Origin of the sequence: Brevundimonas basaltis, from assembly GCF_014202075.1 — a bacterium.
Taxonomy (GTDB): Bacteria; Pseudomonadota; Alphaproteobacteria; order Caulobacterales; family Caulobacteraceae; genus Brevundimonas; species Brevundimonas basaltis.
Genome location: NZ_JACHFZ010000002.1, coordinates 157532 through 183395 on the forward strand (window position 1 = coordinate 157532; position 25864 = coordinate 183395).

At 69.8% G+C, this 25864-nt stretch carries 27 protein-coding genes and 1 tRNA gene; 16 read left to right on the top strand and 12 right to left on the bottom strand.

Annotated features, from left to right (window positions below; genetic code table 11):
• Window positions 1-3: 3 nt before the first annotated feature.
• A complete protein-coding gene (locus HNQ67_RS05245; protein WP_183253085.1) occupies window positions 4-813 on the top strand; it encodes a TerC family protein in 810 nt (269 codons plus the stop codon).
• Between the two features lie 278 nt (window positions 814-1091).
• On the opposite strand, the gene HNQ67_RS05250 is transcribed toward HNQ67_RS05245, so the two are convergent.
• Window positions 1092-3254, bottom strand: a complete 2163-nt coding sequence (locus HNQ67_RS05250; protein WP_183253087.1) for a primosomal protein N' — start codon at window positions 3252-3254, stop codon at window positions 1092-1094.
• Between the two features lie 119 nt (window positions 3255-3373).
• Here HNQ67_RS05250 and fsa point away from each other — a divergent pair, with 119 nt between their 5' ends.
• From fsa to HNQ67_RS05270, 4 genes are all read left to right on the top strand, one after another.
• Complete coding sequence (gene fsa, locus HNQ67_RS05255) at window positions 3374-4027, top strand: fructose-6-phosphate aldolase (protein ID WP_183253088.1); 654 nt, start codon at window positions 3374-3376, stop codon at window positions 4025-4027.
• A 21-nt stretch (window positions 4028-4048) separates the two neighbouring features.
• Entirely contained in the window at window positions 4049-4750 is a 702-nt protein-coding gene (locus HNQ67_RS05260) for a DUF484 family protein (RefSeq protein WP_343054824.1), read from the top strand.
• Window positions 4732-5661 carry a tyrosine recombinase XerC gene (locus tag HNQ67_RS05265; protein WP_183253090.1) on the top strand — a complete coding sequence of 310 codons (930 nt, stop codon included), beginning with the start codon at window positions 4732-4734 and terminating at the stop codon, window positions 5659-5661. The genes HNQ67_RS05260 and HNQ67_RS05265 overlap by 19 nt, the downstream gene beginning before the upstream one ends.
• A gap of 168 nt (window positions 5662-5829) precedes the next feature.
• Complete coding sequence (locus tag HNQ67_RS05270; protein WP_183253109.1) at window positions 5830-6633, top strand: retroviral-like aspartic protease family protein; 804 nt, start codon at window positions 5830-5832, stop codon at window positions 6631-6633.
• Here the strand turns inward: HNQ67_RS05270 and lpdA are convergent.
• The 7 genes from lpdA to HNQ67_RS05305 form a co-directional block, all read right to left on the bottom strand.
• On the bottom strand, window positions 6630-8039 hold the full coding sequence (lpdA, locus tag HNQ67_RS05275; protein WP_183253111.1) for a dihydrolipoyl dehydrogenase: 1410 nt from the start codon (window positions 8037-8039) through the stop codon (window positions 6630-6632). The genes HNQ67_RS05270 and lpdA overlap by 4 nt on opposite strands.
• A gap of 99 nt (window positions 8040-8138) precedes the next feature.
• Complete coding sequence (locus HNQ67_RS05280; protein ID WP_183253113.1) at window positions 8139-8621, bottom strand: hypothetical protein; 483 nt, start codon at window positions 8619-8621, stop codon at window positions 8139-8141.
• A gap of 65 nt (window positions 8622-8686) precedes the next feature.
• Window positions 8687-10474, bottom strand: coding sequence for a PAS domain-containing sensor histidine kinase (locus HNQ67_RS05285; RefSeq protein ID WP_183253115.1), 1788 nt, complete (start codon window positions 10472-10474; stop codon window positions 8687-8689).
• A gap of 133 nt (window positions 10475-10607) precedes the next feature.
• The gene (locus HNQ67_RS05290) at window positions 10608-11330 is read right to left on the bottom strand and encodes a TMEM175 family protein (RefSeq protein ID WP_183253117.1); all 723 of its coding nucleotides are present in this window, start codon (window positions 11328-11330) and stop codon (window positions 10608-10610) included.
• 49 nt (window positions 11331-11379) lie between these two features.
• Window positions 11380-12555, bottom strand: a complete 1176-nt coding sequence (locus tag HNQ67_RS05295) for an aspartyl/asparaginyl beta-hydroxylase domain-containing protein (RefSeq protein WP_183253119.1) — start codon at window positions 12553-12555, stop codon at window positions 11380-11382.
• 104 nt (window positions 12556-12659) lie between these two features.
• Window positions 12660-12734 (bottom strand) — tRNA-Gly (locus tag HNQ67_RS05300).
• Between the two features lie 109 nt (window positions 12735-12843).
• Window positions 12844-13626: an SDR family NAD(P)-dependent oxidoreductase gene (locus tag HNQ67_RS05305; RefSeq protein WP_183253120.1), complete on the bottom strand. Its 783-nt coding sequence runs from the start codon at window positions 13624-13626 to the stop codon at window positions 12844-12846.
• Window positions 13627-13680: 54 nt separating this feature from the next.
• Here HNQ67_RS05305 and HNQ67_RS05310 point away from each other — a divergent pair, with 54 nt between their 5' ends.
• The gene (locus tag HNQ67_RS05310; RefSeq protein ID WP_183253122.1) at window positions 13681-14079 is read left to right on the top strand and encodes a YkvA family protein; all 399 of its coding nucleotides are present in this window, start codon (window positions 13681-13683) and stop codon (window positions 14077-14079) included.
• On the opposite strand, the gene HNQ67_RS05315 is transcribed toward HNQ67_RS05310, so the two are convergent.
• Window positions 14076-15077, bottom strand: a complete 1002-nt coding sequence (locus tag HNQ67_RS05315; RefSeq protein WP_183253124.1) for an NADPH:quinone oxidoreductase family protein — start codon at window positions 15075-15077, stop codon at window positions 14076-14078. The two genes, HNQ67_RS05310 and HNQ67_RS05315, sit on opposite strands and share 4 nt — an antisense overlap.
• Window positions 15078-15185: 108 nt before the next feature.
• Between HNQ67_RS05315 and HNQ67_RS05320 the strand changes: the two genes are divergently transcribed.
• The 4 genes from HNQ67_RS05320 (at window position 15186) to HNQ67_RS05335 (ending at window position 17821) form a co-directional block, all read left to right on the top strand.
• Window positions 15186-16055, top strand: coding sequence for an isoaspartyl peptidase/L-asparaginase family protein (locus HNQ67_RS05320; RefSeq protein WP_183253126.1), 870 nt, complete (start codon window positions 15186-15188; stop codon window positions 16053-16055).
• 122 nt (window positions 16056-16177) lie between these two features.
• On the top strand, window positions 16178-16708 hold the full coding sequence (locus tag HNQ67_RS05325) for a hypothetical protein (protein WP_183253128.1): 531 nt from the start codon (window positions 16178-16180) through the stop codon (window positions 16706-16708).
• 10 nt (window positions 16709-16718) lie between these two features.
• Window positions 16719-17192, top strand: a complete 474-nt coding sequence (locus HNQ67_RS05330; RefSeq protein WP_183253130.1) for a hypothetical protein — start codon at window positions 16719-16721, stop codon at window positions 17190-17192.
• A gap of 71 nt (window positions 17193-17263) precedes the next feature.
• Window positions 17264-17821 carry a hypothetical protein gene (locus tag HNQ67_RS05335; protein ID WP_183253132.1) on the top strand — a complete coding sequence of 186 codons (558 nt, stop codon included), beginning with the start codon at window positions 17264-17266 and terminating at the stop codon, window positions 17819-17821.
• A 161-nt stretch (window positions 17822-17982) separates the two neighbouring features.
• Here HNQ67_RS05335 and acnA read toward each other — a convergent pair whose 3' ends face one another.
• Entirely contained in the window at window positions 17983-20700 is a 2718-nt protein-coding gene (acnA, locus tag HNQ67_RS05340) for an aconitate hydratase AcnA (protein ID WP_183253134.1), read from the bottom strand.
• Between the two features lie 204 nt (window positions 20701-20904).
• Here acnA and ccmA point away from each other — a divergent pair, with 204 nt between their 5' ends.
• Window positions 20905-21504: a heme ABC exporter ATP-binding protein CcmA gene (gene ccmA, locus HNQ67_RS05345; protein WP_246347487.1), complete on the top strand. Its 600-nt coding sequence runs from the start codon at window positions 20905-20907 to the stop codon at window positions 21502-21504.
• Window positions 21501-22166, top strand: coding sequence for a heme exporter protein CcmB (ccmB, locus tag HNQ67_RS05350; RefSeq protein ID WP_183253138.1), 666 nt, complete (start codon window positions 21501-21503; stop codon window positions 22164-22166). Before ccmA ends, ccmB begins: the two co-directional genes overlap by 4 nt.
• Window positions 22167-22173: 7 nt before the next feature.
• Here ccmB and HNQ67_RS05355 read toward each other — a convergent pair whose 3' ends face one another.
• Complete coding sequence (locus tag HNQ67_RS05355; RefSeq protein WP_183253140.1) at window positions 22174-23664, bottom strand: S41 family peptidase; 1491 nt, start codon at window positions 23662-23664, stop codon at window positions 22174-22176.
• A 76-nt stretch (window positions 23665-23740) separates the two neighbouring features.
• Window positions 23741-23965, bottom strand: a complete 225-nt coding sequence (locus HNQ67_RS05360; RefSeq protein ID WP_183253141.1) for an alkylphosphonate utilization protein — start codon at window positions 23963-23965, stop codon at window positions 23741-23743.
• 89 nt (window positions 23966-24054) lie between these two features.
• Between HNQ67_RS05360 and ccmC the strand changes: the two genes are divergently transcribed.
• Genes ccmC through HNQ67_RS05380 form a run of 4 tightly spaced genes read left to right on the top strand, consistent with a single transcriptional unit; the run spans window position 24055 to window position 25819 of the window.
• On the top strand, window positions 24055-24777 hold the full coding sequence (gene ccmC, locus HNQ67_RS05365) for a heme ABC transporter permease CcmC (protein ID WP_183253149.1): 723 nt from the start codon (window positions 24055-24057) through the stop codon (window positions 24775-24777).
• A gap of 13 nt (window positions 24778-24790) precedes the next feature.
• A complete protein-coding gene (ccmD, locus tag HNQ67_RS05370) occupies window positions 24791-24949 on the top strand; it encodes a heme exporter protein CcmD (protein WP_183253151.1) in 159 nt (52 codons plus the stop codon).
• 4 nt (window positions 24950-24953) lie between these two features.
• On the top strand, window positions 24954-25547 hold the full coding sequence (locus HNQ67_RS05375) for a DsbE family thiol:disulfide interchange protein (RefSeq protein ID WP_183253153.1): 594 nt from the start codon (window positions 24954-24956) through the stop codon (window positions 25545-25547).
• Between the two features lie 50 nt (window positions 25548-25597).
• Complete coding sequence (locus HNQ67_RS05380; protein ID WP_183253155.1) at window positions 25598-25819, top strand: hypothetical protein; 222 nt, start codon at window positions 25598-25600, stop codon at window positions 25817-25819.
• The last annotated feature ends 45 nt before the right edge of the window (window positions 25820-25864 follow it).

Below are 25864 nucleotides of genomic sequence, written 5' to 3' on the forward strand. Positions count from 1 at the left end.
TCCATGTTCGACTCCATCATTCCCCTGCTCTCCGACCCGGCCGCCTGGGCCGCGCTGGTCACCCTCGTGGTGATGGAGGTGGTGCTGGGCATCGACAACCTCATCTTCATCTCGATCCTGTCGAACAAGCTGCCGGAAGAGCACCGGTCGCGCGTGCGCCGCATCGGCATCTCGCTGGCCCTGATCATGCGTCTGGCCCTGCTGTCGATGATCGCCTGGATCGTCAGCCTCACCGCGCCGGTATTCACCGTCTTCGACAACGCCTTTTCCTGGAAGGACATGATCCTGATCGCCGGCGGCCTGTTCCTGGTGTGGAAGGCCACCAAGGAAATCCACCACAGCGTCGATCCCACCCCCAGCGAGGACATGCTGGAGAAGAACAAGTCCGAGGTGGTCATCTCCAATGTCGGCTCGGCCATCTTCCAGATCATCCTGCTGGACCTGGTATTCTCGATCGACTCCATCCTCACCGCGGTGGGCATGACCGATCACCTGCCGATCATGGTCGTGGCGGTTCTGGTCGCCGTCACGGTCATGCTGCTGGCCGCCGACCCGCTGGCCAACTTCATCAATGACAATCCGACCGTGGTCATGCTGGCGCTCGGCTTCCTGCTGATGATCGGCATGGTTCTGATCGCCGAAGGGTTCGGCGCCCATGTGCCCAAGGGCTACATCTACGCCGCCATGGCCTTCTCCGGCGGCGTCGAAGCCCTGAACATGTGGTCGCGGCGCGCCTCGATGCGAAAGGCCGCCGCGCGCGAGGCGGCCCAGGCCGAGCTGAACCGGCGCGAGACCGCTGAACCCGGAGTGTAACGGTCGGCCCCCTGCGGACGCGGCGCCCGTGCCGCTGCGCTGGCAATCCGCGAAATTATAGTCGGGTTCAGCGGAAAACATCCCGTGTTTCCAGTCGGATCACCGATTCCAGATCCCATCTTCCATCCGGATAAGCCAGCGGGCGCATACTGCCGAGGTGTTTCGCCGCCGGTCTTTGACAACCGAACCTCTGACCGCCGCCCCAGGCGTGTCGCCAATGCGACTCCTGCGACTCCTGCGACTCATTTTTTCGCGTTTCACCGGCGCGCCGAGGCCGCTTACAGAAAGCTGTACGGATCCACGTCCACGTTCAGCCGTACGCTGGCCGGGATCTTCACCCGCGCCAGCCAGGCCCGCAAGAAGCCCTGAAGATCGACGTCCCGGTCGGCCCGGACCAGCAGCCGCTTGCGCCGCCGCCCGCGCACCAGCGCCAGCGGCGCGTCGGCCGGGCCATAGACCTCCAGCCGCTCGGCGTTGGGGATCGAGCCGGCCAGTTCGCGGGCGACCTTGTCCACCGCCGCCGCGTTCTCGCCCGACAGGATCAGCGCCGCCAGCCGTCCGTACGGCGGCAGCGATGCCGCCTCCCGCTCCGCCATCTCGGCCTCGACGAAGGCGTCGCGGTCGCCCGCCGCCAGCGCCATCAGCACCGGATGCTCCGGCGTCCAGGTCTGCAGCACGGCCCGCCCCGGCTTGTCCGCCCGCCCGGCCCGGCCGGTCGCCTGGGTCAGCAGCTGGAAGGTCCGCTCGGCCGCCCGCAGGTCGCCGCCCCTCAGACCCAGGTCGGCGTCGACCACCCCCACCAACGTCAGGTGCGGGAAGTTGTGGCCCTTGGCGGCGGCCTGGGTCGCCACCAGAATATCGATCCCGCCCTCGGCCATGGTCTGGATCAGCGCCCGCGCCGACTTGCCGTCCGGCGCGGTGTCCGAGCTGAACACCGCCGTCCGCGCCTCGGGGAACAGCTGGCGCACCTCCTCCTCGACCCGCTCGACCCCCGGCCCGACCGAAACCAGCGAGTCCTCCGCCCCGCACGACGGACACAGCTTGGGCCGGACCATCGAAAAGCCGGTCAGATGGCAGACCAGCCGCCCGGTGTAGCGATGCTCGACCAGCCAGCTGTCCGTGTCCGGCGCCGTCATCCGGTGCCCGCAGGCCCGGCACAGCACCACCGGCGCATAGCCCCGCCGGTTGAGAAACAGCAGGGTCTGCTCGCCCCGCGCCAGCGTTTCTCCGATGGCCTCCCTCAACGGCTGCGACAGCCAGGTCTGCGGATCGGGCGGGGCCTGCCTCAGGTCCAGCAGCGAAATCTGCGGCAGCACCGCCGCCCCGTGCCGCGCCGCCAGCTTGAGCCAGCCGTAGCGGCCCTGATGGGCGTTCCACAGCGTCTCCAGCGACGGCGTGGCCGAGGCCAGCACCACCGTCGCCGCCTCGATCCGGCCCCGCGCCACCGCCAGGTCGCGCCCGTGATAGACCAGCCCCTCCTCCTGTTTGAACGAGCCGTCGTGCTCCTCGTCCACCACCAGCAGGCGCAGGTTCACAAAGGGCAGGAACAGCGCCGACCGCGCCCCGACCACGATGTTGCACCGCCCCGCCTGCACCGCCTCCCAGACCTGCCGCCGCTTCGGCGGCGCGACTCCCGAATGCCATTCCGCCGGGGCCGCGCCGAACCGCGCCGCGATCCGCTCGATCAGCGCCTGGGTCAGGGCGATCTCGGGCAGCAGGATCAGCACCTGCGCCGCCGGATCGGTCTTCAGCGTCCGCGCCGCCGCCTCCAGATAGGCCTCGGTCTTGCCCGATCCCGTGACCCCGTCCAGCAGGAAGGGCGCGAACCCGCCCCCGGTCACGGCCTCCGCAATGGCGTCCGCCGCCGCCGCCTGGTCCGGATTCAGGCTGGCCGGCGCATGATCGGGGTCCGGCGGGTCGAAGGCCGCCACCGCCTCGATCTCGACGACCTCCAGCACCCCCTCGTCGACCAATCCCTTGACCACCCCCGACGACACCCCCGCCGCCCGCGCCAGATCCGGGCCGGGCATGGAGCGCGGACCCAGGGCCTCCAGAACCGCCGCCCGGGCCGCCGTCAGCTTGGCGGGCGACCGCTCTCCGACCCGCCGCACCCGCCGCTCCGGCCGGGGCCGCGGCGCCCGCAGTCCCTTCAGCGCCGCCGCCGCCATCTCCCCCGGCGCGCTCAGCGTCCAGCGCGCCGCCCATTCCACGAAGTCCACCGTGCGTTCCGGCAGCCGTGGATCGTCCAGAACCTGCTCGACCGCCTTCAGCCGCCGGTTCGAGCCCGTCGTCTCCCGGACCTCGGCGACCACGCCCCGGATCAGCCTCGGCCCCAGCGGCACGGCCACCTGATCGCCCCGCGCCAGCGCCACCGCCTCGGGGACCTCATAGTCGAACGCCTCCGGCACCGGCAGCGGTATGAGAACGCTGGCGACTTTCATTCCGCGTCTCCTCCCCCTTCCGAAGAAATGAGGAGGGGGACCATCCGGAGCCACAGGCGAAGGATGGTGGAGGGGTTAGGGGCTCGCGCTCTGGCGCTCATGGCGTTAAGACCCCCGCCATGAAACTCTTCCTCGACACCGCCGACGTCGCCGTCATCAAGGACATGCTGCCCACCGGAATGGTGGACGGCGTGACCACCAATCCCTCGCTGATCGCCAAATCCGGTCGCAACATCGCCGAGGTCATTGCCGAGATTTGCGCCCTCGTCGAGGGTCCCATCTCCGCCGAGGCCGTGGCGACCGACTTCGAGACCATGGTCAAGGAAGGCGACAAGCTCGCCGCCATCGCGCCGAACGTCGTCGTCAAGCTGCCCCTGACCTGGGACGGCCTGCGCGCCACCCGCGCCTTCGCCGACAAGGGCATCAAGACCAACGTCACCCTGTGCTTCTCCGCCGCCCAGGCCATGCTGGCCGCCAAGGCCGGCGCCACCTTCGTGTCGCCCTTCGTCGGCCGGCTCGAGGATCACGGCGCCGACGGCATCGGCCTGCTGGAGGAGATCCGGGTGCTCTACGACACCCACGATTTCGCCACCGAAATCCTCGCCGCCAGCCTCCGCAACCCCGGCCACGTCTCGGCCGCGGCCGTCGCCGGCGCCGACGCCGCCACCCTCCCGGCCGACACTTTCAAGGCCTTGGTCAAACACCCGTTAACCGACAAGGGGCTTGATGCCTTCCTGGCGGACTGGGGCAAGACCGGCCAGTCCATTCTCTGATGACGCCTCGAGGAGAGGTCTGTGAGCGTATCGCCTGACCTCTCCGCCGATGACGCCGGGCCTCACTGGCCCGAAATCCGCGCCTGGCTGCAGGCCAATCCCCAGACCCTGCTCGACGACCGCTCCCTGCTCGAGGAGATCGGGCTCAAGCCGCACGGTCGCAACGTCGTCGAATTCGGCCGCGCCGCCCTGACCCGGCTGGAAGCGGCCGCCGAGCGCGAAGCCGACGCCCGCAAACGCATCGAGGCCGTCGCGCGCGCCAATTTCGCCGCCCAGACCCAGACCCATGTCGCGGCGCTGGACCTGATGGAGGCGCGCAACCCCTCCGATCTCGCCCGCCGCCTCGACGGCGTGTCGCAGGGCCGCTTCGGCCTCGCCGGCGCCGTCATCGCGCTGGAGAAGCCTGGCGCCGTGCCGTTCGGCTGGAAATCGCTCGAAGCCGGCGGCATCGACGGTCTGCTCGGCGAGCACGGCCTGACCTGGCTGGGCCCCAATTTCGACGGCCTCAACCTGTTCGGAGCGACGGAGGATGAGGTGAAGTCCGTCGCCTTAATCCGCATGACGCCGGTCTTCCCCGGCGACGAGCCCGGCCCCCGGCCCGCCCTCTGCGCCTTCGCCTCGCCCGAGCCGGACGGCTTCACCCCCAATATGGGCTGCGAACTGGTGGCCTTCATCGCCCGGGTCGTCGAACGCACGGCCGAACGATGGCCCATCCTCAGCTGAGCGCGGAACAGGCGCTGGCCGCCTGGCTGAAGCATCTGGCCCACGAGCGCCGCCTGTCGCCCCGCACGCTGGAAGCCTATGGCCATATCGGCCGCCAGTATCTCGCCTTCCTCCAGCGCCACCGGGGCGAGACCCCCGATATGGAGTCGCTGGGAACCGTTACCCCGGCCGAACTCCGCGCCCATCTGGCGGAGCGCCGCTCCGGCGACCGCCCGCTAAGCGCCCGCTCGATCAGCCAGACCCTGTCGGCGATCCGCACCTTCCACGCCTTCCTCGACCGCCGCTGCGGCGTACCCGCCCCCCAGCTCGCCCTGGTCCGCGGCCCGCGGGTCAAGCCCTCCCTGCCCCGTCCCGTCAGCGAGGATCAGGCCCGCGGCCTGATGCAGGAACCGGAGACCGACCCCGACGCCGCGCCCTGGGAGGTCGCCCGCGACCGCGCCGTCCTGACCCTGCTCTACGGCTGCGGCCTGCGCATCTCCGAGGGCCTGTCCCTGACCCGCGCCGACACTCCCCTGCCCGAGACCCTGCGCATCACAGGCAAGGGCGGCAAGACCCGACTGGTCCCCGTCCTGCCCGCCGTCCGTCAGGCCATCGACGCCTACCTCGCCCTCCAGCCCTTCCCGTTGGCCTCCGGCGACGCCCTGTTCCGCGCCCGCCGCGGCGGCCCGCTCAGCCCGCGCCACGTCCAGGCTACGGTCCAGCGCCTGCGCTCCAGGCTCGGACTGCCTGCCAGCGCCACGCCCCACGCCCTCCGCCACAGCTTCGCCACCCACCTGCTGGGGGCCGGGGCAGACCTGCGGTCGATCCAGGAACTGCTGGGTCACGCCAGCCTTTCGACGACCCAGAAATACACCGCCGTCGACGCCGCCCGCCTGCTCGACGCCTATGCATCGGCGCATCCCCGGGCCTAGACTGCCGTTTCAGAACGCGGGGAGGCGGCTCTGACGGACGGTGCGATCCCGATCCTGAACCGGCGCGAGGTCGCGCTCGGCCTGTCCGGCCTTTTGGCGGGCGGCTCCGCCTTCACGCAGGAACCGGAGACGAGCGAACCCCGGCTGCTGGCCAATTTGCTGACGCGCATGGCTCTGCGCGTGACGATCAACGGTCGCCGGGGCGCGCTCTTCGTGCTCGATACCGGCGCGGGGCGGACCGTCATCGCCGAGGACCTGGCTCGAGCCTGGGAGCTGCCGCCCCGGGCGCCGGTGCTTGTCCACGGTCTGACGGCGGCCCAGACGGCCCCGACCGTGCACATCAATCGCCTCAACGTCGGCGGACGGCGCATCCATGACCTGCACGCCCCGGTCTTTCCGCGGGCGGCCCTGGCCGCCGACGGCCTGATCGGTCTGGATGTGCTGGGCCGATTCCGCCTCGACCTGCATATCCCGAGGCGCCGCGTCCAGATGAGACCGTCGGGGCCCGATGTCGTGGCGGTCGGGGACGCAGGGCACAGAGCTACCCGGCTGTCGGGCCCGGAGCGCCCCGCCCGACGGGGCCGTTTCGGCGCGCTGATTCTGAAAGGCTTCGTCGAGGGCCTGGAAGTCGACGTCTTCGTCGACACCGGCGCCCAGTATTCGATCGGCAACCTCGCCCTGCTCCGCTCGGTCGGCGGGGATCCGGCGGGACTCGAGCGGATCACCGTCTACGGCGTCACCGGCCAGGTCCTCGCCGCCGCCAGCGGTCACGTTCGGGACATGCGCCTCGGGACCCAACGTCTTGGACCGACGCCGCTGCTGTTCGCCGACCTTCACGCCTTCCAGGTGCTGGAACTGATCGAGCGGCCGGCGCTGCTGATTGGCGCCGACCTGCTCTACCGCTTCCGCGAGGTGACCCTCGACTTCGGCCGCTCGCGCATGGCCTTCCGCGGGCTGCGGCGACCCGGTTAGGCCTGCATGGTCCAGTTATCGACGCCCATGGCCGCCTGTTTGACCGCTTCCGAACGGGTCGGGTGGGGATGGCAGATACGGGCGACGTCCTCGCTGGAGCCGCCGAAGGCCATGGCCACGCAGGCCTCGCCGATCATCTCGCCGGCCTGCGGTCCCATGATGTGGACGCCGAGGATGCGGTCGGTGGTCGCGTCAGCCAGCACCTTGGCGAAACCCTCGGTCTCGTGGTTGATCTTGGCGCGGCTGTTGGCGCTGAACGGGAACTTTCCGCTCCTGTAGGCGACGCCGGCCTCCTTGAGCTGGTCTTCGGTCTGGCCGACCCACGCCACTTCGGGGGCGGTGTAGACCACGCTCGGCACCAGATTGTAATCGACGTGCCCGGCCTTGCCGGCGATCAGTTCGATCGCGGCCACGGCGTCCTCTTCCGCCTTGTGGGCCAGCATCGGCCCGTGGGTGACATCGCCGATAACCCAGACGCCGCCGGCGTTGGTCCTGAAATGATCATTGGCGACGAAGCCGCGCTTGTCCGGCTCGACCCCCACCGTCTCCAGCCCCAGCCCCTCGGTGTACGGACGCCGCCCGATGGCGACCAGCACCACATCGCCCTTCAGCGTCTCCGCCGCCCCGCCGGCGGCCGGCTCGACGGTCAGTTCGACGCCGTCCTTCGACGTCTTCGCCCCGGTCACCTTCGAGCCGAGCTTGAAGCTCATCCCCTGTTTGGTCAGGGCGCGCTGGAAGGCCTTGGCGACATCGCTGTCCATGCCCGGGGTGATGCGGTCGAGGTACTCCACCACCGTGACCTGCGCCCCCAGCCGGCGCCAGACCGAGCCCAGCTCGAGCCCGATGATCCCGGCCCCGACCACGATCAGATGCCTAGGCACGGCCGGCAGCGACAGGGCCCCCGTGGAATCCACCACCTTGCCGTCTTCGAAGGTCACGCCCGGCAGGGGCGTCGGCTCCGAGCCGGTGGCGATGACGATATTCTTCGCCGACAGGGTGGACGTCGAGCCGTCGGCCGCCGTCACCTCGACCGCGCCCGGACCGGTGATCCGCCCGCGGCCCTTCACCCACTCGACCTTGTTCTTCTTGAACAGGAATTCGATGCCCTTGGTCAGGGCGCCGACGCTGTCCGCCTTCTGGCTCATCATCTGGCCCAGGTTCAGCTTCGGCGATCCGACCTCGATGCCGAGATCGGCGAAGTCCTTGCCCGCCATCTCATAGAGTTCGGAGGCGTGCAGCAGCGCCTTCGACGGCATGCAGCCGACGTTCAGGCAGGTCCCGCCGAGGGTGTCGCGCATCTCGATGCAGGCCGCTTTCAGTCCCAGCTGCCCGGCGCGGATCGCGGCGTTGTAGCCGCCCGGCCCGCCGCCGATGATGACAACGTCATAGGAAGCGGCTTCGGCCATGGGGTCTCTCGTTTCTCTGGGCGCGGGGGAGCGCGCGGAACCTAGCGGCGCGCGGGTGCGCGTCAACCGTCCCGGCCGATATAGGCGTTCCGGCGCGTTCTAGTAGGCGAACTGGCCCGGCGTCCGCGCGCGGCGGATGCGGCGCCCAGCGATCACGACCAGCAGGCCCAGGATCACCAGGGCCCCCAGCGTCAGCCAGAGCGGATCCACAGGCAAACTCGACGCCGCCTCCGGCGCCGACATGGTGGCCGGGCCCGACCGGGCCGCCGCCCCGCCCTGCTGGTCAAGCGCCAGCCGCAAGCCGGCGTCGGCGATGAAGGCGAGGAAATAGGCGATGGCGGACTTCGGACTCCCCGAACCCAGCATCAAGGCGGAGATCACATACAGGCCGATGGCTCCGGCCCACAGGGTCCAGGCCGGGAGGAAGCCGAACAGTTCGCCGCCGCCCTGCGCCTCCGCTCCGGCGCGCAGCGCGGCCGCCTCGGGACCGGCGCCTTCGAAGAAGGGAGACAGGAAAGGCCACGCCAGCCATCCGGCGTAGGCCAGAACGGCCAGAACCACGACAAAACGCAACAACTTCATGATCAACCCTCCCACGGCCTGTTAACCATTCTACACCGCTGGGCCGACGACGCCAGCGGCAGCGGTCAGGCCTGTGCGGCCGGCAGGGTGATCGACACCTCGGAGCCCTGGCCCGGCGCGCTGTCGATCGACAGAACCCCGCCCGACTGACGGGCGAAGGCGTAGGCCTGCGACAGGCCCAGACCGGCCGCGCCCTCCCGGGTGGTGAAGAAGGGCTCGACCGCGCGCGCCGCCAGATCGCGGTCCATGCCCGGCCCGCTGTCGCGGACGCTCAGACGCAGGCCGCCCTCCATCAGCGTCTCCAGACGCACCGCCACCGAGCCCTGCCCGTCGAGAGCCTCGACGGCGTTGCGGGTCAGCGCCTTGACCGCGCCTTCGAAAGCCACGGGGTCGAGCCGCGCCGGAGCGGCCTCGGCCGGGCCCTCGATCATCAGGTCCACGCCGGAGCCCGCGAGTTCGCGCAGCCGGCTCTCCATGCCCCTCAGCAACACGCCGGCGTCCATGACTCGCAGGACGGGTTCGTCGTCGCCCTGCGAGAAGGCCGTCAGGCGCCGGGTCAGAAGTTCGCCTTTCTGCCCGGCCGCGAGCGCCGCCTGACCGATGCGCCGCACCCGGGCCGGGTCGTCGGCCTGGCGCAGCATCATGTCGAGGGCGCCGGTCATGACGCCCAGCACGGCGTTGAAATCATGGGCCAGCCCGCCGGTCAGACGACCGACGCTCTCCATCCGCCGCCCGCCCTGCAGCTCGGCCTCGGCTTCCTCACGAACCCGGGCCGCGGCGACGCGGGCCTCTTCGGCTTCGCGGCGCGCGGCCTCGGCGGCGGCCAGCGCCTCGGCGGCGGCCGCGCGAGCCGCCTCGGCCTCCTCGCGCAGAGCCTGGTCGGCGACGGAGTCCGGTCCGACAGCCGGTTCAGCGGCGGCCGCCCCGTCGGCGTCGGTCTGCGCGGGGTCGGCCCGCTCACCCGCCAACAGCAGAGCGTCGACCTGTCCATCGACGTCGGTCAGAGGCAGCATCGACCAGCGGATGCCCTCCTCGGCGCCCCGACGTGAAACGATCGGTTCAGCCTCGCCGGCGGGAGCCGCCAGCCCGGTCCGCAGCGCCTGGCGCCCCTCGACCCGCTCGTCCTCATCGAGGAACAGGTCGGCGAAGTCGCCCGCGGCGGTCTCGGCGCCCAGCACCAGCAAGGCCGTGCGGTTGGCTTCGCGCACCCGTCCGTCCGGCCCGACCACGACCAGGGCGCTGGCGGCGGCGTCGAACACCCGCCGGGTCAGGCCGTCGTCGGTCGCCGGAGTCTCGGGCGCGGTGACTTCGGGCGTGATCAGGCTCTCGGTCTCGACGAGGGCGGCGGTCGAACCGGTGATCTGACCCAACTCGTTCTCGATCGGCATGGCGGTGACCGAGACCAGCATCTTGCGGCGCGAGGCGGGGTTGGCCAGCAGGTGCTGGAAGCCCTTCACCGTCTGGCCGCGCAGGGCGCGGGCGCTGGGCAGCAGATCCGGCGGAATGGGCCGTCCGTCCGGAAAGGTGATTCCCCACGTGGCCGAGTGGAAGCGCAGGCCGATCAGTTCGGCGTCGCGGCGGCCCAGCAGCTGGTGCGCGGCGCGGTTGGCGAAGACGAACTTGCCCTGCCGGTCAGTCTCGACCAGCGCCACCGGAATGGCGTTCAGGGTCTCGAACAGCCGTTTCTGGGAATCCTCCGCGACACGCTGCACAAGATCGAGCTGATCCGAGGCATCCACATGCCGCGAGCGATTGGTCGCCGCCAACCACAGGCCGATCAGGCCGATGGCCCAGCCGACGGCCGCCAGACCGCCCAGAACCCACACCCAGTTGACCTGGCCTTCCAGAAACATGCGCCCCGACTGTCCCGTTCTGGCGCCCGCGGCGCCCGTTCGGGCCATACACTGCAAACGGCGAACCGGAACGGCCCGGTTTCCCCGACAGGGCGACTAGACCGCCGGCTCCGGATCGTCCAGCGCCGAACCGTCAGATTTCGGACGCCGGCGCCGCGCCGACCGCACGCCGTATCCGTCTGCGATCGAGGGCGGCGAGGACCCAGATGCCGAGCGGAATCCCCCAATAGGCCACACCGGGCAGCCACGGTGCGACGGGCAGCAGGGGGCTGAGGGCCAAGGCGCCGGACACGATCCCCGTGACCGCTGCCAGGGTCCACGTCCGGGCCCATGATCGCGCGGCCCGCGCCGTCGGATCGGCGGCTTCCAACCCCGCCCGGGCATGCCGGAACAACAGGACGTACAGCGCCGAAAGCACCGAGAAGCCGAAGCCGTAGATCGCATAGGTCCAGCCCAGCTGGTCGAAGCCGGCGATCAGGCCGCCGCCCGGCAGCGCGCCGCCCGACATGAAATGCAACGCCGTCTCGGTCAGCAGGCGAAGTGGGAACACGAACACCAGCACCGCGAACACCACCCCCAGGCTGAGCAGCGTCGCCATCCGGTCGCGCCGGGGGCCCAGCGACGACCACGCCCGATGGGCCAGCCAGAACAGGATGATCAGGGCGAAACCGGCCAGAAAGGCGGGGATCCGCATCAGGGCGTGTACCAGATCGTCGAAGGACCGAAGCGGCTCGGCCCCGGCGATGATCAGCAGCGACACCGCGAAGGCGAAGGCGGAGTCCACGAAGGCGTCCAGCCGCCTCCACTCCGTCGGTCCGACTGTCCTGACGCCCTCGCCCATAGCCCTGTCCTTCACGACCCTGTGGAACGGTGATCGATTTGCCGCGCCGGGGCAATCTCGGGGGTCAGTCCCAGCTCACCGTCCGCGGCGCATAGGCGTCGATCGCCTCCAGAAGGGTGGCGACCAGCGCCCGCTCTTCCTCGCTGAGTTCGGGACGCCAGATATCGAAGATCAGCACCACCCGGGCCCGGTCGCTGCCGTTCCTCGCCTCGTGTTCGATGGTGTCGTCGAAAGCCCAGCATTTGCCACGCTCCCACGCGCGCACCTCGTTGCCGACGCGGAACTCGCAATCCGGCGGCACGATCAAGGGCAGGTGGCAGGTCAGCCGGGTGTTGACGAAACCGGTGTGGGGCTGGATGTGCGCCCCGGCCTTCAGTTGGGAGAACATGATCTGCGGCGAGCGCGCCTTGACCCGGCACAGGGGCGCGTCCTTCAGGGCCGCCATCGTCCTCGGGCAACGCGCGGCGTTGGCGGTCTCGCGGCCGTCCTTCGACAGAAAGCAGCTGCTCCAGTCCATGCTGTCGACGAGCGGATAGTCGGGCCGGCTCGGCATGCCGGGCTGGGTTTGCAGATAGGGGGCGAAGGCGGACCGGTCCTCGAGAATGGCGTTCAGCTCCGCCGTCATGTCGTCCGTGGCGGCCTCGACGGCGTCCATCCACGGAAACTGGTCGCGCGGGTAGAACTGGATGTTGGGCAGCTCTGGATAATAAAGCGCCTGCGGCTGCTGCAGATAAGGCTGTTTGCGGCCGGTCAGGATGTCGAGGGCGTGGGTGAATCGCCGGTCGGACGCGCCGGCGGAATAGCCCGCGTCCTCCAGCGCTCCGTCGAGAAGACCCTGCATGCCGGCGGCGATGCGATCCTGGGCCGCGCGGGCCCGTCGCAGACCTTCGGCGAGATCGGGCGGCAACGACGGCGCCGCGCCGGCCAGTTTGACGAAGGCGTTGAAATAGAAATTGGCCTCCCGGTGGGCGCCCTGGGCGGCGAGGACGTCCGCCTTCGCCAGGGCGCCGCGCAGGCTGCGGGCGTTCAGCACCAGCGCCCGGTCCGCCGCGGTCCCGGCCGCGGCATGGTCGCCGAGGCGCACGCAGCTCGCGGCCAACAGGGCCCAGGCGTCGGCGTCGCCGTCGGCGCCGCTGGCGACGGCCTCGTCGAGCCGGGCCCGCGCGCTCGCCCAGTCGCCGGCGCGATAGGCGGCCACGGCGGACTGGAGCAGCTGGATTGGTGGAGCGGTGGAGGCCATGCCCGTTGGTAGCCCTCCGGACGGTGTCCCTCAACACCGGCGCCGGCCTATGGCTCCAAAACCAAAAGGCCCGGTCCGGAGACCGAGCCCTTTGCTGTTTCGACTGGAGCGGGCGAGGCGATTCGAACGCCCGACCCTCACCTTGGCAAGGTGATGCTCTACCCCTGAGCTACGCCCGCGCTTCAGTCGAGGGCGGGCCTATACCGGACCCGGCCGGACCCTCGCAAGTCCCTTCGTGGAAAAACTGCGCTCAAGCAGCGAGCCGCCGTGCGGCGAGCGATAGCGCCCCTACCTCGGCGCGAGGCGAATTGCGCCATCCAGCCGGATGCATTCGCCGTTGATGTAGACGTTGCGGGCCAGCTCAAGCACCAGCGAGGCGTAGTCGGCGGGCGTGCCCAGACGGCTCGGGAACGGAATGGCGGCGGCCAGCGCGTCCTGGATCTTCTGATCCATCCCCGCCATCATCGGCGTCCACATGATCCCCGGCAGGATGGTGTTCACGCGCACGCCTTCCTGGGCCAGGTCGCGCGCGGCTGGCAGGGTCAGGGCGTAGACGCCGCCCTTCGACGCCGAATAGGCGGCCTGACCGATCTGACCATCCTGGGCCGCGACGCTGGCGGTGTTGACCACGAGACCGCGTTCGCCGTCCGCCATGGGCTCCAGCGTCACCATGCCCGCCGCCGACTGCGACAGGACGCGGAAGGTGCCGAACAGATTGACCCGCACGGTGCGCTCGAACTGGGCCATGTCGTGGGCGCGAATCTCGCCGGTGTCCTTCTTGCGCGAGACGGTCTTCTGGCCCGTCGCGATGCCCGCGCAGTTGACGGTCAGTCGCTCCTGGCCGTGCGCGGCGCGGGCCTTTTCAAAGCCGGCGGCGACGCTGGCGTCGTCGGTGACGTCGACCTGGCAGAAGACCCCGCCGATATCGGCCGCGACGGCCTCGCCCTTGTCAGACTGCATGTCGAACAGCGCGACCTTGACGCCCTGGGCGGCCAGGGCGCGGGCCGTGCCTTCGCCGAGGCCCGAGGCGCCGCCGGTGACCACCGCGGCGATGCTGCTGTCGAGTTTCATGGCGCGAGCCCCTATCTTGTCTGAACCTGAGTTTCGGCCGGGGGTTTAACCGCCATGTCCGTCAAAGCCAAACCCGTCACGCCCGATGAGGCGCTGGACCCCGCCCGGGCGCTCACGCCCTCGGTGCAGCGGGTCAATGAGGTGCGGGTGCAGAAGGGCTTCTGGCCCAAGATCCGGCGCACCGCCTCGCGCATACCCTTCGCCGGCCAGGCCCTGTCGATCTGGTTCGCCGCGCGCGACCCCGAGACACCGGCCGCGGCCAAGGGTCTGATGCTGGGGGCGCTGGCCTATTTCGTGCTGCCCATCGACGCCATTCCCGACATCTTCGCCGGCATCGGCTTCACCGACGACGCGGCCGTCATCGGGGCCCTGATCGCCACCCTGGGCGCCAACATAAAACGCCGGCACAGGGACCAGGCGACCGAAGCGCTGGAGCAGCTGAGGCGGGACTAACTCTCGACCGTCACCACCACCTTGCCCATCACCGAGCGGTCGCCGAGCGCCCGGATGGCCTCGTGGGCGCGCTCCAGCGGGAAGGTGCGGCTGACCCGCGGCCTGATCTTGCCCTCGCTCCAGAAGCGGAACAGGTCGGCCATGTTGGACGCGTGGGCCGCCGGGTCCCGCATCACCGCCGCGCCCCAGAAGACCCCGATCACCGACACGGACTTCAGCAGGGTCAGGTTCAGCGGCAAGGACGGAATACCGGCGGGGAAGCCGACCACCAGATAGCGGCCGTTCCAGGCCATGGCCCTGAGCGCCGGCTCGCAATAGTCGCCCCCCACCGCGTCATAGACCACGTCCGCGCCATCGCGGCCCGAGGCCAGCTTGAGCTCGCCCGACAACTCCTTCTGCGCCGCCCTGTCCATCTTGCCCGAGGGGTAGATCAGGCCGTTGTCGGCCCCGGCCTCCAGCGCGAACTGGACCTTGTCGCTGGTCGAGGCGGCGGCGATGACGTGCGCGCCCATGGCCTTGCCCAGCTCGACCGCGGCGACGCCGACTCCGCCGGCCGCGCCCAGCACCAGCAGGCTCTCGCCCGCCTCCAGCCGGGCCCGGTCCTTGAGCGCGTAGTAGGAGGTGCCGTAGGTCATGGTCAGGGCGGCGGCGGTCTCGAAATCCATGCCGTCGGGAATCTTCATCACCGAGGCGGCGGGGACAGCCAGACGCTCGACCATGCCGCCCCAACCCGGCACGGCGATGACCCGGTCGCCCTTGCGCAGGGTTGTGACGCCCTCGCCGACCGCCTCGACCACGCCCGCGACCTCGCCGCCGGGCGAGAAGGGCCGTTGCGGCTTGAACTGGTATTTGTCCTCGATGATCAGGGTGTCGGGGAAGTTGACCCCGACCGCCCGGACCTCGATCACCACCTCGCCCCTGCCCGGCGTGGGATCCAGCACCTCCTCCACGACCAGGGTATCGGGACCGCCGGGGGCCTTGGACAGGACTGCGCGCATGGTGGGGTTCCCGGGGAGAGGAGGCGTTCACCGACGTGGCGCTCGCGTTCCGGGAAGGCTAAGCAGCGTCCCGCCCGTTGAAAAGGGGCGATCAGGAGACCAGACCGAATGACGGCCCTCATCCTCCACGGCGGCGCGGGCGCCCGGCGCGAGCGCGACTACGACAGCGAGATCGCCCACATGCGCGCGGTGGTCGAGGCGATGAAGGCGCGGCTAGACGCCGGCGCGTCGGCGCTGGATGTCGCGGTCGAGGCCACGGTGCTGCTGGAGGATTCGGGCCTCTACGTCGCCGGACGCGGCGCCTCGCCCAATCTGGCCGGGGCCTATGAGCTGGACGCCAGCCTGATGGACGGCGCCACGCGCCGGGCCGGGGCGGTGGCCGCCCTGCAGGGATTTCGCAATCCGGTCGCGGCCGCGCGCGCCGTCATGGACCGGACGCCCCACGTCATGCTGGCTGGCGAGGGCGCGGCGGCCTTCTGCGCCGATCAGGGGCTGGACCGCGTCGAGGATCCCGAGACCTGGTTCACCCGCGCCGGCAAGGGCGAGGACAATCATCCGCCGGGCACGTTGAGCCACGGGACGGTGGGCTGCTGCGTGTTGGACGCGCAAGGCCGGCTGGCGGCGGCGACCTCGACGGCGGGGGTGTTCGGCAAGATGCCCGGACGGGTCGGCGACACCCCGATCCCGGCCGCCGGAACGTGGGCCGATGACCGGATCGCCGCCTCTGCCACCGGACAGGGTGAATACTTCATGCGCGTGGCCGCCACGGCCCAGGTCAGCTGGCGCGTCGCCGCCGGCCAGTCTCTGGCTGAGGCGACGCAGGGCGTCATCGACGAGATCGGCGCCCTCGGCGGCGACGGCGGCCTGATCGCGCTGGACCGTCACGGCGCCATCGCCGCCCCCTTCAATAGCCAGGGCATGAAACGGGCCTGGTTGACCTCCGACGGCGACATCGGGGTCGAGGTGTTCAAAGGCTGAGAACGGCCTCGGCCGCCGCCCAGGGCCCGACCTTACGGCGATTTAATCTTCGGATGAACGGCGTTCATCCACCGTTCACCGCCCGGGCGGCTTAAGCGTCACAGGAACAACTGGGGCCTTCGATGAAGTCGCTATTCGCCGCCGCGGCCGCCGCCGCCATTCTCTCCACAGCCGCCTGCGCGCCGGTCATCGTCGGCGGCCCGCCGATGGATCTGCCACCCGGACTGCAGGAGACCGCCCAGGTCGGGACCATCTACATGTCCAGCAACTGGCTGAACGCCGAGAATGATTTTTCCGAAACCCTGACCGAGGAAGTTCACGAGGAGTTGCGCCTGTGCATGCACGGCACGGCGCCGATCGACGTCCGTATCCACATCGAGGACCTGGACCGCGCGGGGCGGCTCGAGACGCTGCTGAACGGCGATGGGGTGCACACGATCTCCGGCACGGTCGAGTTCGTCGATCCGTCGCGGGGCAATCTCGTCGTCGGCCGCTTTCCGGTCACCGCGGCGACCAGCGCCCAGGGTCGGATCGGCGGCCTGTTCGGCGACCGTCAGATGATGGTGGCGGAAGAGTTCGGCCGCGCCGTCTGCGAGGAGGCCTTCGGCCGCAATCCGCGCGAGCGTGGGCTGCGGAACGCCACGCGGGGCTGAAATGAGGACGGTGCGCATCATCGCAGCGTCGGTCCTGGCGAGCGTCGGCCTCTCCGCCTGCGTCAGCGATTTCTGGGACATGGACCCGCCGGCGCAGATCGCCCTCGATCCCGCCCTCGTCGGCGCCCTGTTCATCGACGGGGTCGAGGTTCGAAGCGCCTTCTACAATCCGCCCGACGCCTTTTCCGACATCTTCGTTCCGGCTTTCCGCAACGGCGCGACGGCCTGTTTCGATGGGCGGCGGCCGGTGCGGGCGATCGTCTTCATCCACGCCCTCGACCGAAGCGGCGACCTGATCGCCGGCGACGGGCGGGTGCGCCTGCCCGGGTCTGTCGATCTGCACGACGCCAAGGGCCGCGTCATCGTCCGCTACCCGATCCGCGCCGACCTGCCGGCGACCGGCGGCGACCTGACCGCGCGGCGCACCGCGGCGGCGGAGACCTTCGGAGAACAGCTATGCGAACAGATCACGGTGACCCGATGAGCCGGCGAGGAATGCGAAGCGTCAGGAGCCTCCCGGTCGCGGCAGCCCTGGCGCTGTTCAGCTCAGCCTGTGTGACGGTGCCCGAGGTCGTCGGCGGGGCGCCCTTCGACCTGCCGCCGGACGTGGCCGATCAGACCGGCATCCGCTACGTCAGGGTCCTGACCGCGCCGGGCGTCTTTCTCCGCTATGCCGAGAGGACAGATGCGGATCATCGCGTCGGGGTGGTCGACGACGCGCGGAAAACGTCTCTCGAAAGCGACATCGAGAGCGAGATCCGGAACGAACTCAGATATTGCGCCACCGGCGAGCAGTTGCTGGACGCCACGATCTACGTCGATCAGTTGAGCTACGACAATCGGGCCGGGTCGCTGGCGGATGGAAGCGGGGTCGATGAGATGTCGGCCGTCGTTGAGTTCGTCGAACTGGTCGAACCTGATGGCGCCGGGCGGTCCGTTCCGCCGGTCGTCGGTCGCTATCGGATCAGCGTCGGGGCGCGCACGGGAAACCTTGTCGAGCGTCTACTCGGCGATTCCATTTCCCATGCGGCGGAAGAGCTGGGTCGCGCCCTCTGCATGGAGGCGTTCGGGCGCAATCCACGCCCGCCCGGGCTTCAGAATTCCACCCGATGAGATGTGATTGAAGCTCTCGCCGTCGAAGGGGCGCGCCCCTGGTCCATGCCCCCGCCGGCATGGACGGCCGACAGGTCCGACGAGAGACCGGCGGGCAAGAGCAAGAAGAAGGCCCGGCGGAGCGATCCGCCGGGCCTCGTTTCGTGTCGGTGGTCGGCGGCCTACTCCGCCGCGATGGCTTCCGGGCCGCCCGCGAGATTCCGCAAGACGTAGGGCATGACGCCGCCGGCCTTGAAGTAGTCCATCTCGGTGGCGTTATCGATGCGGCAGCGCACCGGGAAGCGGGCCATCTTGCCGTCCGACGGACGGAACAGTTCAACCCACAGATCCTGACGCGGGCGCAGCTTGCCGACGTTGGCGTCCGACAGGCCGCGGATGGTGACGATCTCCTCGCCGGTCAGGCCGAGACGGGTCCAGCCCTCCTGTTTGAACTGCAGCGGCACGACGCCCATGCCGATCAGGTTGGAGCGGTGGATGCGCTCGTAGCTCTCGGCGATGACGGCGCGAACGCCCAGCAGGCGGGTGCCCTTGGCCGCCCAGTCGCGCGACGAGCCGGTGCCGTATTCCTTGCCCGCGAACACCACCAGCGGCCGGCCTTCGGCCTGGTAGCGCATGGCCGCGTCGTAGATCGACATCGTGTCCTGTGACGGGAAGTGTTTGGTCATCCCGCCTTCGATCTCGGGCGTGATCTTGTTGCGGATGCGGATGTTGGCGAAGGTGCCCCGCATCATCACTTCGTGGTTGCCGCGACGCGCGCCGTAGGAATTGAAGTCCAGCGCCTCGACGCCGTGATCGGTCAGATAGGCGCCGGCGGGCGACGACTTCTTGATCGAACCGGCCGGGCTGATGTGATCGGTGGTGATCGAGTCGCCGAAGATGGCCAGAACCCGGGCCTCGACGATGTCGGCCACCGGGGCCGGCTCCATCGTCATGCCCTCGAAATAGGGCGGGTTCTGCACATAGGTCGAGGTGTCGTCCCAGGCGTAGGTCTGGCCGCCCTCGACCTTGATGCCCTGCCAGTGCTTGTCGCCCTTGAAGACGTCGGCATAGCGCTTGGCGAACATGGCCGGGGTGACCGACTTCTTCTGGATGTCGGCGATCTCCTTCGAGGTCGGCCAGATATCCTTCAGGAAGACGTCCTTGCCCTTCTTGTCCTGACCGATCGGGTCCTTCGAGATGTCGATGCGCATCGAGCCGGCCAGGGCGTAGGCCACCACCAACGGCGGCGAGGCGAGATAGTTGGCCTGAACGTCCGGGTTCACCCGGCCCTCGAAATTGCGGTTGCCCGACAGCACCGAGGTGGCCACCAGGCCGTTGTCGTTGATCGCCTTCGAGATGGCCGGATCCAGCGGGCCCGAGTTGCCGATGCAGGTGGTGCAGCCGTAACCGACAAGGTTGAAACCGAGCGCGTCGAGGTCGGCCTGCAGGCCGGCGGCTGTCAGATAGTCGGTGACCACCTGCGAGCCGGGGGCCAGCGAGGTCTTGACCCACGGCTTGACTTTCAGGCCCAGCTTGTGGGCCTTGCGCGCCACCAGACCGGCGGCGATCAGCACCGACGGGTTGGAGGTGTTGGTGCAGGAGGTGATGGCCGCGATGACCACATCGCCGTCGCCGATGCCGAAATTCTCACCCTCGACGGCCACGCGCGGGGCGTCGGCGGCGCGGTTGAATACCTCGCCCAGCGCCGTTTCGAAGGCCGGGGCGGCGGTGGTCAGTTCAACCTTGTCCTGCGGCCGCTTCGGACCGGCCAGCGACGGCACCACATCCGCCATGTTCAGTTCGAGCACATCGGTGAACACCGGGTCCTCGGAGGTTTCGTCGATCCACAGTCCCTGGGCCTTGGCGTAGGCCTCGACCAGGGCGACGCGCGCCTTGTCGCGGCCCGTGGCGGTCAGATAGGCGATGGTCGCCGCCGAGACCGGGAAGAAGCCGCAGGTCGCGCCGTATTCCGGCGCCATGTTGGCCACGGTGGCCTGATCCTCGATGGTCATCCCGGCGATGGCGTCGCCGAAGAATTCCACGAACTTGCCGACCACGCCCTTCTTGCGCAGCATCTGGGTCACGGTCAGGACCAGATCGGTGGCCGTCGCGCCTTCCGGCAGCTTGCCGGTCAGTTTGAAGCCGATGACTTCCGGGATCAGCATCGGGATCGGCTGGCCCAGCATGGCCGCCTCGGCCTCGATGCCGCCGACGCCCCAGCCCAGAACGGCCAGGCCGTTGATCATGGTGGTGTGGCTGTCGGTGCCGACCACGGTGTCCGGATAGGCGACGGTCTTCTTGCCCTCGTCCGCCGTCCACACGGTCTGGGCCAGGTTCTCGAGGTTGACCTGGTGGCAGATGCCGGTGCCGGGGGGCACGACGCGGAAATTGTTGAACGAGGTCGAGCCCCAGCGGAGGAATTTGTAGCGCTCGATGTTGCGCTCGTACTCACGCTCGACATTCTGGGTGAAGGCGCCCGGGGTGCCGAAATGGTCGACCATGACCGAGTGGTCGATGACCAGATCGACCGGGTTCAGCGGATTGATCTTCGACGGGTCCGAGCCCAGCGCCGACATGGCGTCACGCATGGCGGCCAGATCGACCACGGCGGGCACGCCGGTGAAGTCCTGCATCAGCACCCGGGCCGGGCGGAAGGCGATCTCGTGCTCGACCGAACCCTTGTTGTCGATCCAGGCGGCCACCGCGCGCAGGTCGGCTTCGGTGACGGAGACCCCGTCCTCGTTCCGCAACAGGTTCTCCAGCAGCACCTTCATCGAGCGCGGCAGGCGGGAAATCCCGGTGAGCCCGGCTTCCTCGGCGGCCGGAAGGCTGTAATAGGCGTATTTCTTGCGCCCGACGGAAAGGTCCTGACGGGTCTTGAAGCTGTCGTTCGACGGCATGGGAGAGGTTCCTCTGGTCAACGCCGCCCGGACATCCGGTTGCGCGGTCGCGCGACAGACGGCGGGGCGCACAGGTCCCCGCCGCGCGCGGCGAACGCCTGCTGCAGCGAGGCTGGATATAGCGATGCGCGGGGGCTCCGTCCATGTATCCACGTCGCCGGCATGGGTATTGAGAGAGGTTCGCAACTGCGAACCGGCTCGCCGATGCTGACCGTCTCCGGTCTGACTCTGTCGCGCGGCGAGCGGGTGCTGTTCCGTGACCTGTCCCTGACGCTGGCCGCCGGCGAGGCCGTGGCCCTGACCGGGGCCAACGGAGCTGGCAAGACCAGCCTGCTGCGGGCCGTCGCCGGCTTCCTCCGGCCGGACGCCGGGACCATCGCCTTCGGCGACCTCGAACCGGCCGAGGCGCGGCGCCGGCATCTGCACTGGTTGGGTCATCTGGACGGGCTCAAGAGCGCTCGGCGGGCGCGCGAGGAGCTGGCCTTTCAGGCCGCCTGGCTGGGCGCAGACGCGGCCGGCATCGACGCCGCCGTCGACCTGCTGGCGCTGAATTCCCTGCTTGATCTCGAGGTGCGCCAGCTGTCGGCCGGTCAGCGCCGCCGCCTCGCCTTCGCCCGGTTGATCGCCACGCCGCGGCCGATCTGGCTGCTCGACGAGCCGTTCGCTCCGCTCGATGCGCGCTGGCGCGAGGCGCTGGGGCTGCTGATGCAGGCCCATGTCGACAAGGGCGGCGCCATCCTCGCGGCCGTGCATGATCCACTGCCGGTGACGGCGCGGGCCTTCGACATCGGAGTCGGGCGATGAGCGCCCTGTCCATCCTGTTCCGGCGCGAACTGGCCCTCGCCTGGGCCGGCGGCGGCGGGCCGCTGCTGGCCTGCGGCTTCTTCCTGTGCCTCACCGTGCTGGTGCCGTTGGCGGCGGGCGGGGATCCGGCAGGGCTCAGACCCGTCGCGGGCGGAGTCGCCTGGCTGGCTCTGGCCCTGTCCTCGATCCTGTCGCTGGAACGGCTGTTCGAGCGCGACCACGAGGACGGCGCCCTGGACCTGATCGCCCTCGGCCCCGCCCCGCTCGAACTGGTCGTCCTCGCCAAGGCCGCGGCCCAGTGGCTGGCCGTCGGCGTCCCGCTCGCCGTCACCGCACCGGTCGCCGCCATCACCCTCGGCCTGACCCCGGACCAGGCCCCGCTGGTCGCCCTGTCGGCCCTGATCGGCGCGCTCGGCTTCGCCCTGACCGGGGCGCTCGGCGCGGCGCTGGCGCTGGGCTCGAAGCGCGGCGGCCTGCTGATCGCCGTCGTCGTCCTGCCGCTGTTCATCCCGCCGGTGGTGTTCGGCGCCGGGGCGCTGGAGCGGGGGGTGAACGGCCTCTCGCCGGGTCCGGCCCTCGCCTTGCTGACGGCGTATGTGCTGTTCGCGGCGGTGGTCACGCCCTTCGCGGGGGCGGCGGCCATCCGAAACGCGCAGGGTTGATCCGGCCTCAGGTCAGCGATCGTATCCAGACCCTGAGCGCGGCGCTGTCGCTCATATCGCCGTCGAAGACATGGGCGGGCCGTTGGGGTTCGTTGTTGCCGCGCTGGCGCCCGCGCCACACCTTCATGGGCAGGGTGAGGTTCGCAAGGCCGCTGGGAAGAGGCTCGGTGCGCGTATCCATATAGACCGTGTCGGCCGAGGTCTCGCGACCGATCTGGACGGCTCCGGCGGCCTTCCAGATGTCGACCGCGTCGAGGCAGGCCGAGGCGCAGGCGGGGTCGGTCAGGACATAGACACGGCCGCCCACCAGCAGCGGAGAGTTCAACTCCGACGTCACTTCTGGGCCGGTGGTCGCGACCGAGCGCCAATAAGGTCTTCCGGCGGCCCGCGCCTCGGTCATTCCGTCGACTATGCGCCGGGCCCAGGCGATGCGCTCCGCGTCTTCGCCGGCGGCGGTCCATTCATCCAGATAGCCCTGTATCGTCGCGAGATTAGGCTCGGACGCGCGCCACTCGATCGCTTCGATGGGCGGCAAGGTATGGCCACGTAGCCAGTCTTCGCCCCACAGAATGGTGGCCAGCGCCGCGCTCCAGTGTGATGAACCACCCCCATTGCCGCGAAGGTCGAGGACCACATACGGCGCGGCGCGCAGTTCCCCCTGCTTCCGACCCATCTCATCCAGCATGGCGGTCAGGGCGGTATGCGCCTCGCTGCCGGGCGTGCCGTTGAAGGAGGGCATCGATACCCAGACGCCGCCGTCATCGAGCGCCTCGACACCGAACACCGCCGCAGGGCGCTGAAGCAGTTCGCGGCGTCGCGTGGACAGGTCGGAGGCTTCGATCGGTCGCCAGTTCAGCGACCAGGCGCGGACGCCCCCCTCGATCTCGAACCGGCAGGTCTGCATCTCGGGAACCCACGGGTTGGAGGCGCTCATGAACAGCCAGCTGCCGAAGGTGGTGCGCTGGGACTCGAGAAACCACCGCCCCCGGAATTCGCCGATCCGGTCCTCGGCCAGCTGGTCGGCGGAGACGCCGTCGCATTCCACCAGCCGGGCGCCGATCGGGGGGGTGTTTCCGTCGGTATCGTCCCGGCTGGCGACAATCGCGTCGCCGCCCCGATAGGTGGTCAGAAATCCCGGCCACCGGGTCGGAAATGAGAATGACTGGTCCGTCAGGCCAAGCTGGACGTGTCCGTCGTCAAACCCGGCCACGAATGAGCGCATAGCCCACCACCAGCCGCCGGCGTCAGTGGTCGTTCCGGCGCGGCCCAGAGCCTGCGACAGGCTGGCGTCCACCTTGTCCCGAAACATCGGATTCAAGGTGTCGTGCACGCCCGGATGACTGCCGATGATGGCGGCGTGCAGCGCCGTGGCGTCTTCTCGCAAGGCGGCGGACCAGTCGCGGGACTGGTGCATCGCGGATGGGGCGTTCTGCGCGGCTGCCGCGCCGGCGCACAAGATCACGGACAGTCCGGCCAAAACGGCGGGGGGCGTCTTCATCGGCGGTTCTCCATTCCGCCCGCCCGCTAACGCAGCGACACCCCGGACGCTACTTAAGCCTTCGTAATGCTGAAGCTCAGGCCTTCTTGACGAACTCGACCCGCAGCACGAGGCCGCGGACCCTCTCGACATTGGCCTCGATCTCCTCGGAGTCCCCGGTCAGGCGGATGTTCTTGACCAGGGTCCCGCGCTTCAGGGTCACCCCGCCCGAGCCCTTGACCTTGAGATCCTTGATCAGGGTTACGCTGTCGCCGTCGGCGAGCGGATTGCCGTTGGCGTCGCGGACGATATCTTCGCTCATGGAAATCCCTCCCGGTCCACGCGACGCTCTGGCACAGCCCCTCGCCAGCGTATAGCGCGACGGGCGTTCCCCCTCTAAAGAGCGCCTCGATGTTCGGCCTCGCCAATCCCGACCGCTTCCTCCGCTTCACCCACCCGCTCATGCCGGTGGTGTGGACGCTGGCCGTCGTCCTGCTCGCCGCCGGAACCTGGCTCGCCTTCACCGCGCCCGAGGACTTCCGCCAGGGCGACACGGTGCGGATCATGTTCGTGCACGTACCCGCCGCCTCGGTCGGCCTGGGCATCTATCTGGCGCTGGGCGTGTCCAGCTTCTTCGCCCTGGTGTTCCGCCATCCGCTGGCTGACGCCGCCGCCCGCGCCGCCGCCCTGCCCGGCGCAGCCTTCACCGCCCTGGCCCTGGTCACCGGCAGTCTGTGGGGCAAGCCGATGTGGGGCGCCTGGTGGGTCTGGGGCGACGCGCGGCTGATGTCCGAACTGGTCCTGCTGCTCTTCTATATCGGTTACATGGCACTGCGCGCCTCGATCGACGATGAGACCAGGGCCGCCCGCGCCGCCGCCGTGCTCGGCCTCGTCGGCCTGGTCAATCTGCCGATCATCAAATTCTCGGTCGACTGGTGGAACACCCTCCACCAGCCTGCCTCGCTGCTCCGGGCCGACGGACCGTCGGTGACGGCCGACATCCTGGCGCCGCTGCTGACCAGCATGGCCGCCTGGGCGGTGTTCTTTCTCGCCGTCTGGCTGACCGCCATCCGCACCGAGATCATCCGCCGCCGGGTCCTCTCGATCCGCGCCCGCCGCGCCCAGGAAGCATAGGGAAGGCCTGAGCATGCTCGATCTGGACATGAGCCCCTACGGCGCCTTCGTCTGGCCCGCCTGGACGATCAGCGCCGCGGTGCTGGCCGCCCTCGCCGCCCGCGTCCTGCTGGCTGCACGGCGCTGGTCGGCGGACCTGAAACGGCTTGAAGCCGACCGCACGGAGGCCTGAGTCCATGAACCGTTGGTTCGCCATCATCCCGCTCGTGGCGCTGGTCGGTCTGGTGGCCTTCGCGGCCGTTCGGCTGGGCGATTTCACCGGCCGCTCGCTGGCCGAGGGCCCCAGCAGCGAGTACCGCCCCGCCGCCCTTGTCGGCCAGCCGGTGCCGGAGACGGTGCTGCCCATGCTGACGGGCGCCGAGGCGGGACCCGGCGTGCTGGACCTCAAGACCGCCGGCGTCGGCAAGCCGATGCTGATCAACGTCTTCGCCAGCTGGTGCGCCCCCTGCAAGATCGAACACCCCAATCTGATGGCGCTGAAGGACCGCGGCGTCGCGGTCGTCGGCGTGGCGTGGAAGGACGATCCGGCCGACACCCGCGTCTTCCTCGACGAACTCGGCGATCCCTATTCGATGGTTCTGGTCGACCGCGACGGCCGCGCCGGCCTCGACCTCGGCATTACCGGCGCCCCCGAGACCTACGCCGTCGACGCCATGGGCAAGGTCGTGGCCAAGGCCTCCGGACCGCTGGTCGACCAGGCCGAGATCGATCGCCTCGTCGCCGCCATCCAGACCCCGGCGCGCCCGCTGCCGACCGCCGACGAGCGCTGAGCCCAGGCTGCGTTAACCCATTTCCGACGGATTTCATTAACCCTGTCGGCATGAGCGCGATTCGTCCTCCTGTCCCCTCGCCGCTGTTCCCGGCGCAGAACCCGCCGTCGCCCGTTCGCGCCTCGCGCTCGGACTTCTTCCGCGCCGCCCTCGACGCCGTCGGCGCGCCCGCCGGGACCCCGCCCGCCGCGCCGTCCGCGGCGACCCAGGCGACCCGCGCCGCGGAAGACCGCCCGCAACGTCCCGGCGCCCTGCTCGACATCCGCGTCTGACGCCTCACGCGAAAATGAGCGGCGCGTGCTCCGCGACCGTGGTTA

Excerpts from the sequence above, each read along its gene's own strand:
- HNQ67_RS05380 (WP_183253155.1), top strand. The coding sequence starts at position 25,598 with ATGAGCGCGATTCGTCCTCCTGTCCCCTCGCCGCTGTTCCCGGCGCAG.
- HNQ67_RS05310 (WP_183253122.1), top strand. The coding sequence starts at position 13,681 with ATGTCCGTCAAAGCCAAACCCGTCACGCCCGATGAGGCGCTGGACCCC.
- HNQ67_RS05280 (WP_183253113.1), bottom strand. The coding sequence starts at position 8,621 with ATGAAGTTGTTGCGTTTTGTCGTGGTTCTGGCCGTTCTGGCCTACGCC.
- HNQ67_RS05315 (WP_183253124.1), bottom strand. The coding sequence starts at position 15,077 with ATGCGCGCAGTCCTGTCCAAGGCCCCCGGCGGTCCCGATACCCTGGTC.
- HNQ67_RS05320 (WP_183253126.1), top strand. The coding sequence starts at position 15,186 with ATGACGGCCCTCATCCTCCACGGCGGCGCGGGCGCCCGGCGCGAGCGC.
- HNQ67_RS05250 (WP_183253087.1), bottom strand. The coding sequence starts at position 3,254 with ATGAAAGTCGCCAGCGTTCTCATACCGCTGCCGGTGCCGGAGGCGTTC.
- ccmB (WP_183253138.1), top strand. The coding sequence starts at position 21,501 with ATGAGCGCCCTGTCCATCCTGTTCCGGCGCGAACTGGCCCTCGCCTGG.
- acnA (WP_183253134.1), bottom strand. The coding sequence starts at position 20,700 with ATGCCGTCGAACGACAGCTTCAAGACCCGTCAGGACCTTTCCGTCGGG.
- ccmD (WP_183253151.1), top strand. The coding sequence starts at position 24,791 with ATGCTCGATCTGGACATGAGCCCCTACGGCGCCTTCGTCTGGCCCGCC.
- lpdA (WP_183253111.1), bottom strand. The coding sequence starts at position 8,039 with ATGGCCGAAGCCGCTTCCTATGACGTTGTCATCATCGGCGGCGGGCCG.
- HNQ67_RS05325 (WP_183253128.1), top strand. The coding sequence starts at position 16,178 with ATGAAGTCGCTATTCGCCGCCGCGGCCGCCGCCGCCATTCTCTCCACA.
- HNQ67_RS05305 (WP_183253120.1), bottom strand. The coding sequence starts at position 13,626 with ATGAAACTCGACAGCAGCATCGCCGCGGTGGTCACCGGCGGCGCCTCG.
- ccmC (WP_183253149.1), top strand. The coding sequence starts at position 24,055 with ATGTTCGGCCTCGCCAATCCCGACCGCTTCCTCCGCTTCACCCACCCG.
- HNQ67_RS05375 (WP_183253153.1), top strand. The coding sequence starts at position 24,954 with ATGAACCGTTGGTTCGCCATCATCCCGCTCGTGGCGCTGGTCGGTCTG.
- HNQ67_RS05270 (WP_183253109.1), top strand. The coding sequence starts at position 5,830 with ATGGCTCTGCGCGTGACGATCAACGGTCGCCGGGGCGCGCTCTTCGTG.
- HNQ67_RS05355 (WP_183253140.1), bottom strand. The coding sequence starts at position 23,664 with ATGAAGACGCCCCCCGCCGTTTTGGCCGGACTGTCCGTGATCTTGTGC.
- HNQ67_RS05295 (WP_183253119.1), bottom strand. The coding sequence starts at position 12,555 with ATGGCCTCCACCGCTCCACCAATCCAGCTGCTCCAGTCCGCCGTGGCC.
- HNQ67_RS05245 (WP_183253085.1), top strand. The coding sequence starts at position 4 with ATGTTCGACTCCATCATTCCCCTGCTCTCCGACCCGGCCGCCTGGGCC.
- ccmA (WP_246347487.1), top strand. The coding sequence starts at position 20,905 with ATGCTGACCGTCTCCGGTCTGACTCTGTCGCGCGGCGAGCGGGTGCTG.
- HNQ67_RS05265 (WP_183253090.1), top strand. The coding sequence starts at position 4,732 with ATGGCCCATCCTCAGCTGAGCGCGGAACAGGCGCTGGCCGCCTGGCTG.
- HNQ67_RS05360 (WP_183253141.1), bottom strand. The coding sequence starts at position 23,965 with ATGAGCGAAGATATCGTCCGCGACGCCAACGGCAATCCGCTCGCCGAC.
- HNQ67_RS05285 (WP_183253115.1), bottom strand. The coding sequence starts at position 10,474 with ATGTTTCTGGAAGGCCAGGTCAACTGGGTGTGGGTTCTGGGCGGTCTG.
- fsa (WP_183253088.1), top strand. The coding sequence starts at position 3,374 with ATGAAACTCTTCCTCGACACCGCCGACGTCGCCGTCATCAAGGACATG.